This is a genomic window from Vibrio sp. SS-MA-C1-2, from assembly GCF_021513135.1.
Taxonomy (GTDB): Bacteria; Pseudomonadota; Gammaproteobacteria; order Enterobacterales; family Vibrionaceae.
Window position 1 is genome coordinate 530,553 of sequence record NZ_CP090981.1, and the last position, 12,015, is coordinate 542,567.

Here is a 12,015-nt window from a genome sequence, read left to right on the forward strand (position 1 = left end):
GGTTTTTGATTGTTGATAATCAACAGGGTAATGTTAATTATCGTTTGCCGGACTCAATATAGAATTAACATCAATGATGTTAATTTGAATACAAGACACTTGAATGTGTATTGTGTTGAGAACTCGTTTATTCTTTCGAATAAACAATTATTACTTTTCAACTTATTAATGATTAAAAATCACTAACGAGTTTACTAGTCAGCTTTCCAAATTGTTAAAGAGCATGTCTTTTTCAAGACGAGTGATGGTAAACACCACTTTTTAAATATTCTAGATAAAACACTTAAAAAGTGGTGGAGCTATGCGGGATCGAACCGCAGACCTCCTGCGTGCAAGGCAGGCGCTCTCCCAGCTGAGCTATAGCCCCATCTAGTATTGCTTTCATCTAACTGCTACCACTTCAAGAAGAAGTGGTGGGTCTGAGTGGACTCGAACCACCGACCTCACCCTTATCAGGGGTGCGCTCTAACCACCTGAGCTACAGACCCATTAGATGCTCTCTTTACTTTATTAACTTAATTCAATCTGTGTGGGTACTCATCACGAAATATCAAATCGTTAAGGAGGTGATCCAGCCCCAGGTTCCCCTAGGGCTACCTTGTTACGACTTCACCCCAGTCATGAACCACACCGTGGTAAACGCCCTCCCCGAAAGGTTAAGCTATCTACTTCTGGTGCAGCCCACTCCCATGGTGTGACGGGCGGTGTGTACAAGGCCCGGGAACGTATTCACCGTGGCATTCTGATCCACGATTACTAGCGATTCCGACTTCATGGAGTCGAGTTGCAGACTCCAATCCGGACTACGACGCACTTTTTGGGATTCGCTCACTATCGCTAGCTTGCAGCCCTCTGTATGCGCCATTGTAGCACGTGTGTAGCCCTACTCGTAAGGGCCATGATGACTTGACGTCGTCCCCACCTTCCTCCGGTTTATCACCGGCAGTCTCCCTGGAGTTCCCACCATTACGTGCTGGCAAACAAGGATAAGGGTTGCGCTCGTTGCGGGACTTAACCCAACATTTCACAACACGAGCTGACGACAGCCATGCAGCACCTGTCTTACAGTTCCCGAAGGCACACCTGCGTCTCCGCTGGCTTCTGTAGATGTCAAGAGTAGGTAAGGTTCTTCGCGTTGCATCGAATTAAACCACATGCTCCACCGCTTGTGCGGGCCCCCGTCAATTCATTTGAGTTTTAATCTTGCGACCGTACTCCCCAGGCGGTCTACTTAACGCGTTAGCTCCGAAAGCCACGGCTCAAGGCCACAACCTTCAAGTAGACATCGTTTACGGCGTGGACTACCGGGGTATCTAATCCCGTTTGCTACCCACGCTTTCGCATCTGAGCGTCAGTCTTTGTCCAGGGGGCCGCCTTCGCCACTGGTATTCCTTCAGATCTCTACGCATTTCACCGCTACACCTGAAATTCTACCCCCCTCTACAAGACTCTAGCCTACCAGTTTCAAATGACCTTCCGGAGTTGAGCTCCGGGCTTTCACATCTGACTTAATAGGCCGCCTGCATGCGCTTTACGCCCAGTAATTCCGATTAACGCTCGCACCCTCCGTATTACCGCGGCTGCTGGCACGGAGTTAGCCGGTGCTTCTTCTGCAGCTAACGTCAAGTGGCAAGCGTATTAAGCTTACCACCTTCCTCACTGCTGAAAGTACTTTACAACCCTAAGGCCTTCTTCATACACGCGGCATGGCTGCATCAGGCTTTCGCCCATTGTGCAATATTCCCCACTGCTGCCTCCCGTAGGAGTCTGGACCGTGTCTCAGTTCCAGTGTGGCTGATCATCCTCTCAGACCAGCTAGGGATCGTCGCCTTGGTGAGCCATTACCTCACCAACTAGCTAATCCCACTTGGGCGTATCTTAATGCGCAAGGCCCGAAGGTCCCCTGCTTTGCTCCGTAGAGAATTATGCGGTATTAGCTATCGTTTCCAATAGTTATCCCCCTCATTAAGGCAACTTCCCAAGCATTACTCACCCGTCCGCCGCTCGTCAGCAGAGTAGCAAGCTACTCTCTGTTACCGCTCGACTTGCATGTGTTAGGCCTGCCGCCAGCGTTCAATCTGAGCCATGATCAAACTCTTCAATTAAAGTTTTTTTGGTCTTTCGACCGGCTCAACGAATACTGACTTCAAAACTAAATCCAACCTTATAAATAAAGTTAGACTGTAATCTTAAAGCGACTACCATTCCAACAGAATGATAGTGAATTGACTGTGCCAGTATAATTCATAATAAATTATGTCTTACACTGTATTGGTCACTCAGTTCATTGAGTAATCTTTTTGTTGATTCTCGATAACGAGTGCCCACACAGATTGAATAAGTTAAATTGTTAAAGAGCATTGACATCGCAGTCGTTATCGCTAACAGTTGCGAAGCAAGGAGGCGTATAATACAGCTCCCTAATTTTAAGTCAAGAAGAAATTTTAATTTATTTTCAATTCCTATTTGAATCGAATCTAAAACGTCTTATTGACTTTCCTCAAAGAATGAAACACCGCGTTTTGACGCTTAGTGGCTTATCACTTAAGAGGTTGGCTATTTTACTTAACTAACTCTTGCTGTCAACCGCTTTTTTCATTAATTAAGTTATCTTTTTAAAACCTTACCGAATCGTTTAACTTGCTCTATTTGCTCGTTATCTGTGTCGGTGGATGCGCATTATAGAGAGATGAACAATCTTGGCAACCTTTTTTTGAAAAAAAACAAAAGAAAATAACCAATTGCCTAGAATTTATTCATCTCAATCTATTTTTGTTTAAAACACCATCAAATTAGCTATTTTTTATCATATCAGCAAAGCGAGTCACTTCATTCCAGTCGGTATATTCAACCTCTTTTGTTGTATCGGTCTCTCCACCTGTAATTTTCATGATAAGACGAATCATAAAACGATCGAACCAACTATAGCGAGGATAAAACAGAGCACCAGCAATAACCGATTGGTATTTAGGCGTCCATGGTGACTTTTGCAGAAACTTCTGCATATAAGCATTGGTCTCAGGTTTATTCTTCCCCTTTTTACGTGCAGTCAAATTAACACAGAAGAAACCCGCCTCTTTTTCAGTCAGGATTTGTTGATACTGTTCGATAAATTGATACAATTTTTTATTTAGATGACCATATCGAATAGAACCTCCTACAATAACTCTACTATATAGAGAGAAGTCCAGGTTTGTTGCTGTATGTAAATCGATAACCTCACATTCAAACGTTGTTGAGAGTGTTGCTTTCATATGATTAATAATCTTAATCGTTTGACCGTCAGTACTAGAGTAGAGCAATAAAGCCTTTTCCATTGAGTTACGTTCTCCAAAAAGTAGGGGTAAATAGTACCAATAATGTAAATATTTCTAATCGACCAAATAGCATTGCTATTACCAAAATCCATTTTGCTGAATCATTCACCTCTCCGAAATGAACGGCAACTCCACCCAGCCCTGGACCTAAATTATTTAATGTCGCAACCACGGCTGAAAATGCCGTTAACTCATCTATTCCCGTAGCGACTAATGCCAACATACAGATGACAAAAACTAAAGCATAAGCAGAGAAGAACCCCCAAACAGCATCAACTACCCGCTGTGACAATGGCTTATCACCAATTTTAATGGTGTAAATCGCCCTTGGATGAATCAATCGCTTTAATTCTCGCGCACCTTGTAGAAAAAGGAGATAGATACGAATCACCTTCATTCCACCACCAGTCGAGCCAGCGCATCCACCAATAAAAGAGGAGAAAACTAATAGTACAGGCAAAAATAGTGGCCAATCAGAAAAACTCGTCGTCGTAAAACCTGCTGTTGTCGAGATAGAAACGGTTTGAAACAGCGCCTGATCGATAGTCATCCATTCCGAACTATAGCTATTGTGTTTAAGTAACATTAAGAAGGTAATCAAAAAGAGTACAATTTGGAAAACAAAAAAGACTCTTAACTCAGGATCTCGCCAATAATATCGCAGATTGATACCGCGATGAGTAAATGCGGCAAAGTGGAGGGTAAAGTTACAGCTTGAAATTAATAAGAATACCACTGTAATCATATTGATTGTGGGACTATTAAAATATCCCATACTAGCGTCATGAGTTGAAAACCCACCAATCGCAATTGTCGAAAAACTATGGCTAATGGCATCAAAAGGCGTCATACCTGCAAACCAAAACGCACCAGCACAAGCAATCGTTAATGCAAGGTAAATATACCAAAGTGCTTTTGCTGTTTCAGCTATTCTTGGAGTGACCTTATTATCTTTAACTGGCCCTGGGATTTCTGCACGATATAACTGCATTCCCCCAATACCTAAAACGGGTAGAATCGCAACAGCTAAAACAATAATCCCCATCCCGCCAAACCACTGCAATAATTGACGATAAAATAAAATGGCTTTAGGTAGATGATCAAGCCCAGTCAGCACTGTAGCCCCAGTGGTTGTTAAACCTGAAAAAGACTCAAAGAAGGAATCAGTTAAAGAAATATCTGGGCTTTCTGAAAGGAAAAAAGGTAATGAACCCGCACTACCAATAACCGTCCAAAAAAGAACAACAACTAAAAAGCCATCTTTAGCTTTTAACTCTTTTTTATGATGACGATTAGGTAGCCATAAGATCCCACCACAGAGGAGTAACAAAAAGAAGGTATAAACGAAAGGAAGCCCTGCACCATCTCGATAGATAAAAGCGACCAACGCAGGCGCTAGCATAGTGACACTAAATAGTGCCAATAATGTACCTATAATTCTAATTATCGAGCGGGTTTGCATCTTGTATCCATACTGTAAGCATCCTAAGTAATATTATTTATGACGGTTAATCTTGAGCAATATTAATTTCGCCACGGCTTCGATTATGGAGCTCAAGGATAAAATCATCAACCTTTGTTGCGGGTATCGCCAGAGTAAAATGAATATCTATGACATAATCGACATTTATCATTGAGCCTTGATACTGTTCAATCAGTTGCTCAATCAAATTAGAATAGTGATAACCGGCAGAAAAGACCAGTTCGACTTGTGGGATCTTTAACTTGGTCTCTAATTGTTCTAATCCTTGTTTTACACCACCACCATAGGCTTTAACGAGCCCACCTGTACCCAATTTAATGCCCCCAGAATATCGAACAACCACTGCCGTCAACTCACCAACACCAGATCCAGAAAGCTGAGCTAAAATAGGTTTTCCCGCGGTACCTGATGGCTCACCATCATCACTAAAGCCCCACTTCATTGAGTCAGTAGGTCTACCCGCAATAAATCCCCAACAATGATGACGAGCTGTTGGATGGCGCTCTTTAATCTGCTGGATAAAAGATTTCGCCTCTTTAATACCGACAGTATGAGAAATATAAGTAAGGAATCGACTCTTTTTTATCTCTTCTTCAAAAAGTACGTCTTGAGCTGGGATGAAATAAGGGGTATCTGACATAAAAAATTAACTCATAATAATGAGTCTAAATATTATCATACTCCCCAATCACAGGCTTGTATTCTATTAAGCCCACTAGCGTTCTCAAACACCATGGCCAGAAAAAGCATTAATAGCTTAATCTCAAAGTAAAATAAAAACAGTTTTATTTAACTCGCTGTTAACATTGGTGTTGAAAAAAACAACTATCGGGTTCAGACTGTTATTACTGGTCATGCCAGTTCATGACTCACCCACTCCAGTAATAATATTCAAGGAGATGAAATATGATTTATCAAGGTGAAACGATAACGGTATCTTATTTAGAAGAAGGGATTGCTGAGTTATCTTTTAATAGTCCAGGATCTGTCAATAAACTCGATATCGCTACATTAGAAAGCTTAGATGCTGCATTAGATCATCTATATCAGGAAACATCACTGTCAGGACTACTGTTAACAAGTAGCAAACAAACGTTTATTGTCGGTGCGGATATTACGGAATTCTTAGGATTGTTTGCTAAACCCCCAGAAGAACTCTCTCAATGGCTAGCTTATGCGAATAAAATATTCAATCGGTTAGAAGATCTCCCGGTTCCTACATTATCTGCAATCAATGGACACGCTTTAGGTGGTGGATGTGAGTGTATTTTAAGTACAGATTATAGAGTTGCTGATACCAAGGCAACGATTGGGCTACCAGAAACAAAGTTAGGCATTATGCCAGGGTTTGGTGGTACAGTGCGCCTGCCTCGCCTTATTGGTGCCGATCCGGCAATGGAAATGATCACCGCAGGAAAAATAAAAAAAGCCAATGACACATTAAAATTAGGGTTGGTCGATGCTGTTGTCGAACCAGAAAAACTTCATCAATCTAGCCTAAAAATATTAAAACAAGCGATTGATGGAAAGCTAAACTGGCAAGCTAAGCGAGAACAGAAAAAATCGCCCTTAACTCTCTCGCCAATTGAAGCAGCAATGAGTTTCAATGTTGCTAAAGGTATGGTGGCAAAAGTAGCAGGGAAACACTATCCTGCACCGATTGCAGCCGTCACTACAATAGAGCAAGCCGCAACCTCTTCAAGAGATGAAGCTTTAAACATTGAAAATAGATATTTTGTCCAGCTTGCAAAGTCAGACGTCGCTCGCTCCCTTGTGAGTATTTTCCTTAATGACCAAGTAATCAAATCAAAAGCCAAGCAAGCAATAAAACAAGGAAAAGTGAGTAAAAGAGCCGCAGTTATTGGTGCTGGGATCATGGGGGGTGGTATCGCCTACCAATCAGCATTAAAAGGCGTCCCTGTCTTAATGAAAGACATTGTTCAACCAAGCTTAGATTTAGGCATGCAAGAAGCCATAAAAATCCTCTCGGCATCTGAAAAGCGTGGTTGGATTGATAGTAAAAAAATGGCTTCCATTATCGCGACAATCACTCCGACTCTCCATTATGAAGGAATCGAAGGGTGCGATATTGTTGTTGAAGCTGTCATTGAAAATCCAAAAATTAAAGCGGCAGTATTGGCTGATGTAGAAAAGAATGTGACGAAGGAAACGGTGATCACCAGCAATACCTCAACCATCCCTATTAATCATCTCGCCACCAGCTTATCTCGTCCTGAGAACTTCTGTGGTATGCACTTTTTCAACCCTGTTCATAAAATGCCATTAGTTGAGATTATTCGTGGTGAAAAAACCTCCGAGCAGACGATTAATCAAGTGGTCGCTTACGCAGCCAAAATGGGTAAATCACCCATAGTCGTCAATGACTGCCCAGGGTTCTTTGTTAACCGAGTACTTTTCCCTTACTTTGCCGGATTTTCACTATTAATGAGCGAAGGTAGTGACTTTAAACAAATCGATAAAGTGATGGAAAAAGAATTTGGCTGGCCAATGGGCCCTGCTCTCTTATTGGATGTCGTGGGTATTGATACCGCACACCACGCACAAGAAATTATGGCGCAAGGCTATCCTTCTCGGATGTCAAAATCAGGACGCGATGTCATTGATGTTATGTTTGATAATACCCGTTTTGGTCAAAAAAATGGCTTTGGATTCTATGATCACAGTAAAGATGCCAAAGGGAAACCAATTAAAACGATTAATCCTAGCACTTACTCATTATGTGCTGAAATTGTCACCCAACAACAGGATTTCAATTCTCAAACCATTATTGAACGAATGATGATTCCGATGATTAATGAGGTTGTTCGCTGTTTTGAAGAAGGGATAATTAACTCCCCTGCTGAAGCCGATATGGCACTAGTTTACGGCTTAGGATTTCCACCATTTAGAGGCGGTGTATTCCGTTACCTTGATGATATAGGACTCACTCACTTTGTCGAATTAAGTCAAAAATATCAACATTTAGGTGAAATATACCAAGCACCAGAAGGATTAAAAGCTAAAGCCTTAGCTGGGGAGAGCTACTATAACACCCCAACTGATAATCATACTTCTTCTAACCAAATGACAGGGAGTAAATAGTGATGAATAATGTTGTTATTGTTGATTGTGTTCGCACTCCAATGGGACGTTCAAAAGGCGGTGCGTTTCGTCATGTTAGAGCTGAAGATCTCTCGGCGGAATTAATGAAAGCGCTATTAGCCAGAAATCCAGCGGTTGATCCTAATCAGATAGAAGATATCTATTGGGGTTGTGTACAACAAACGTTAGAGCAGGGATTTAATATTGGTAGAAATGCCGCATTATTAGCTGGATTACCAAAATCGGTTGCAGCGGTAACGGTTAATCGACTTTGTGGTTCTTCTATGCAGGCAATCCATGATGCTACAAGAGCAATTATGGTTAATGACGCTGAAATTTGCTTAGTGGGTGGTGTAGAACACATGGGGCATGTCCCGATGAATCATGGGGTTGATTTTCATTCTGGTTTATCAAAGTCTGTCGCAAAAGCAGCAGGGATGATGGGATTAACCGCTGAAATGTTAGCGAAAACCCACCAAATTAGTCGTCAACAGCAAGATGAATTTGCCGCGCGATCTCATCAACGAGCTCATATTGCCACTCAAGAGGGTTATTTTGCTAACGAGATTGTTCCAATCCAAGGTCATGATGCCGACGGTGCTTTAACGTTAGTCGAACATGATGAAGTTATCCGTCCAGAAACAACCGTTGACTCTCTCTCTACACTGCGCCCTGTTTTTGATCCCGTAAATGGAACAGTGACTGCAGGAAGTTCATCCGCGTTATCTGATGGCGCTTCCGCAATGTTATTAATGAGCGAACAGAAAGCCAAAGCACTCGGGTTACCGATTCGAGCAAGAGTTCGTTCGATGGCTGTTTCAGGTTGTGATCCATCATTAATGGGATATGGTCCGGTTCCGGCGACTAAAAAAGCGTTGCAGCGAGCTGGCCTTTCAATGGCAGATATCGATATTGTTGAACTTAATGAAGCCTTTGCTGCACAATCTATTCCTTGTGCAAAAGATTTAGGTTTACTCGACCAACTTGATGAAAAGGTCAATCTTAATGGTGGGGCTATCGCGCTTGGTCACCCATTAGGTTGTTCAGGTAGCCGTATCGCCACGAGCTTAATCAATATTATGGAACGCAAAGATGCTAAGTTAGGTCTAGCAACCATGTGTATCGGTTTAGGTCAGGGAATCGCAACCATTTTTGAACGTGATTAATTATTTTCAATTTATTAATAATAATATGAAAAAAGCAATATTCAGATCAACCTAAAATAGTAATAGCGTAGCAGTTCATCAAACCGATGGACTGTTACCTATTTTATTGGCTAAGAATAAAGTACTTCACCACCTACAACATGCATAAAAATCATGTATAAAATGATAAAGTTTCATTTTGTTCATAGCTATTCTCATACTACACTTAATATAATCAGTTGAATCCTTAAATATCTCCTTCTTATTTTGGATATATTTTGGTTTTTACAAAATCTTATACCCAAATAATTGAAGGGTATATTTTCCGTTATACCATTAGGGAGTTACCCCATGTTTAAAGCCCTCGTTCTAGAACAACAAGATAAAATCACTCAAGCTTCTGTTCAAACTATTGATGAAACAACACTACCTGAAGGTGATGTATTAGTGGCGGTCGATTACACCTCACTTAACTACAAAGATGGTTTAGCGATTACAGGTGCTGGGCGTATTATCCGTAACTTCCCGATGGTGCCAGGAATCGATTTAGTAGGTAAAGTTTTAGAGTCTCAAGATGACCGTTATCAAGTTGGTGATGAGGTTGTTCTAACGGGCTGGGGCGTGGGTGAAACTCATTGGGGTGGCATGGCTGAGAAAGCTCGTTTAAAAGGTGACTGGTTAGTACCAATGCCCGCTAATTTTGATGGCAAAAAAGCGATGATGGTAGGAACTGCTGGCCTAACGGCAATGCTTTGTGTTCAAGCTCTTATTGATGCTGATATCAAACCTGAAGATGGCGAAGTTCTGGTAACGGGTGCTAGTGGTGGTGTCGGGTCTGTTGCCGTATCTCTACTCGCTAAACTTGGTTATACCGTCGCTGCTGTTTCTGGTCGCGTTGAAGAAAATGGCCCATTATTGACTAAACTGGGTGCATCTCGTGTCATTGAACGTAGTGAGTTTGAAGAACCTGCTCGCCCACTAGATAAACAACTTTGGGCTGGCGCTATCGATACCGTTGGTAGCAAGGTGCTCGCTAAAGTACTTTCTCAAGTAAACTATAATGGCGCTGTTGCGATTTGTGGTCTAGCTGGTGGCTTCGATCTCCCTACCACCGTAATGCCATTTATTCTACGTAATGTTCGCCTACAAGGTGTGGATTCAGTGATGTGTCCACGTGAGAAACGTATGGCTGCATGGGATCGTCTGGTTGAGCTTCTTCCTGAGCAATATTACCAACAAGCATGTAATGAGATTTCTCTAGAACAAGCGCCTGAAGCAGCAGCAAAAATCATTAAAGGCCAAGTAACGGGCCGTACAGTGATCAAGCTTTAATCATGACTAAAGTCATACCTTTATTGTCATAACTTAAGATCTATAAATAAAAAGCGAGCCTGAGGTTCGCTTTTTTATTTTGAGCATCAAAGAGAGAACCTAGTCATTAATATCGTCCTTGTTCTATCATTTCACTACACAACTTTTGAATTAACTCCCGCAACCAAATATGAGGAGCAGAGTGCTCACTTCTCGGGTGCCAAAGCAGTGAATAATCGAACGGTTTAAAATCTATCGGTAAAGCTTTTATCACAAGCTGATAACGCTCCGCATAAAGATAGGCTAAATCAGCAGGGACAGTAATAATCAAAGGCATTTTATCCACTAACGCCATGGCGGCTTCAAGGTAAGAGGCTCGCAACATAAGGCGCGGTTTCTGATCGAGAAAATGATTATCTATCTGTTGTTTGACTCCATCACTAATTGCGATCATTGCTTGAGGTAAAGATAGGTAACTCTCAATCGTAATTGGTTCATCTACCAATGGATGGTCTTTTGCGACCAAACAGAGTACACCAACCTCCCCTAAACTAAGACGCTGAAGCGGAGATATATCACCAATAGGGTGACAAACTGCCATATCAACTTTATCGTGAGTTAACTGTTCTAGCATCCGCTCTTGCTGCAAAGGGATAAAACGTAACGATATATGTGGTGCTTGCTGATAAATCTCTTTTAATGCGATTGGTAAAATAGTTTGGATCGCATAATCACTAGCTGCAATCGTAAAGAAATCTTCACAGGATTCAGGTGCAAAAGTATTGGGCGTTAATAACGTGCGCAATGCTTCTAATGGTTCATTGAGTTGCTGACTCAGAAGTAACGCCTTTTCTGTTGGAACTAACTGACTCCCTTGACGGGTAAATATCGGATCGGATAATAGAGTACGCAGTCGAGACAACACTCGGCTCATCGCAGATTGACTTAAATTAAGTCGATACGCCGCCGCTGTCACACTGTTCTCTTCTAGAAGCACTTTTAATGCCACCAGCAGGTTCAAGTCTTTACGATAAACCTCTTCTATATCCATCTTTCCCTCTTTTTGATTAAATCGATTTTATTTGAACGGTTTCGTCAATGATCTCTACACCCAAAGTAGTTGGAGTTGCTAGTAGGCGGCCAATGAGGGTGCCCATAAGTATAGGTATTCTCAGCCAACAACCGAGCAACTTCAAGTAAGAAAGAGATACATCGTAATATCAAACGATTTTAGGATATATATTAACGATGGTTTAAATCTCGGGCAAGAATCCGTATTATATTGTCTTTATGACTCCACTTTACCGACGGTGACACAATGAGCTTAAACTCAGAACCAACTCAAACTTTAGATGCTATTGGACTCCGCTGTCCGGAACCTGTGATGATGGTACGAAAAACAGTCCGTAAAATGACAGATGGTGAAACATTATTAATCACTGCAGATGATCCTTCAACAGTCCGAGATATTCCAAGTTTCTGTCGTTTTATGGATCACACATTAATTGATTCTCAGGTTGAAACATCACCTTTTCAGTTTTTGATCCAAAAAGGCGCTTAATTGCTTCAAAGAGCTAAGTATGATTCCCCAAAATTGATGACTCTTTTAGCTGAGAGCGCTAGTTTTTTTCCAGCATTTATCTAAAGTTGGCAATAT

The 12,015-nt window shown here is 41.6% G+C and carries 8 protein-coding genes, 2 tRNA genes and 1 rRNA gene; 4 read left to right on the forward strand and 7 right to left on the reverse strand.

The genetic code is table 11. The features are described from left to right. Positions 1-291: 291 nt before the first annotated feature. From L0B53_RS07010 to L0B53_RS07035, 6 genes are all read right to left on the reverse strand, one after another. A tRNA-Ala gene (locus L0B53_RS07010) sits at positions 292-367 on the reverse strand. Between the two features lie 44 nt (positions 368-411). Beyond that, positions 412-488: transfer RNA gene (locus L0B53_RS07015), tRNA-Ile, on the reverse strand. A 71-nt stretch (positions 489-559) separates the two neighbouring features. After that, positions 560-2,105: ribosomal RNA gene (locus tag L0B53_RS07020) — 16S ribosomal RNA — on the reverse strand. A gap of 687 nt (positions 2,106-2,792) precedes the next feature. Continuing rightward, positions 2,793-3,317 (reverse strand): menaquinone-dependent protoporphyrinogen IX dehydrogenase, encoded by a 525-nt coding sequence (gene hemG, locus L0B53_RS07025; protein WP_235061428.1) that lies wholly within the window; start codon positions 3,315-3,317, stop codon positions 2,793-2,795. Positions 3,318-3,321: 4 nt separating this feature from the next. After that, positions 3,322-4,779 carry a TrkH family potassium uptake protein gene (locus L0B53_RS07030; protein ID WP_235061429.1) on the reverse strand — a complete coding sequence of 486 codons (1,458 nt, stop codon included), beginning with the start codon at positions 4,777-4,779 and terminating at the stop codon, positions 3,322-3,324. A 46-nt stretch (positions 4,780-4,825) separates the two neighbouring features. After that, a complete protein-coding gene (locus L0B53_RS07035) occupies positions 4,826-5,440 on the reverse strand; it encodes a YigZ family protein (protein ID WP_235061430.1) in 615 nt (204 codons plus the stop codon). A 266-nt stretch (positions 5,441-5,706) separates the two neighbouring features. Here L0B53_RS07035 and fadB point away from each other — a divergent pair, with 266 nt between their 5' ends. The 3 genes from fadB to L0B53_RS07050 all read left to right on the forward strand — a co-directional run bounded on the left by fadB (position 5,707) and on the right by L0B53_RS07050 (position 10,379). Further along, entirely contained in the window at positions 5,707-7,902 is a 2,196-nt protein-coding gene (gene fadB / locus L0B53_RS07040; RefSeq protein ID WP_235061431.1) for a fatty acid oxidation complex subunit alpha FadB, read from the forward strand. 2 nt (positions 7,903-7,904) lie between these two features. After that, on the forward strand, positions 7,905-9,068 hold the full coding sequence (gene fadA, locus L0B53_RS07045; RefSeq protein WP_235061432.1) for an acetyl-CoA C-acyltransferase FadA: 1,164 nt from the start codon (positions 7,905-7,907) through the stop codon (positions 9,066-9,068). A gap of 330 nt (positions 9,069-9,398) precedes the next feature. Then, positions 9,399-10,379, forward strand: coding sequence for an MDR family oxidoreductase (locus L0B53_RS07050; RefSeq protein ID WP_235061433.1), 981 nt, complete (start codon positions 9,399-9,401; stop codon positions 10,377-10,379). 106 nt (positions 10,380-10,485) lie between these two features. On the opposite strand, the gene L0B53_RS07055 is transcribed toward L0B53_RS07050, so the two are convergent. After that, complete coding sequence (locus tag L0B53_RS07055) at positions 10,486-11,409, reverse strand: LysR family transcriptional regulator (protein WP_235061434.1); 924 nt, start codon at positions 11,407-11,409, stop codon at positions 10,486-10,488. Positions 11,410-11,676: 267 nt separating this feature from the next. Between L0B53_RS07055 and tusA the strand changes: the two genes are divergently transcribed. After that, complete coding sequence (gene tusA, locus L0B53_RS07060) at positions 11,677-11,919, forward strand: sulfurtransferase TusA (RefSeq protein ID WP_235061435.1); 243 nt, start codon at positions 11,677-11,679, stop codon at positions 11,917-11,919. The last annotated feature ends 96 nt before the right edge of the window (positions 11,920-12,015 follow it).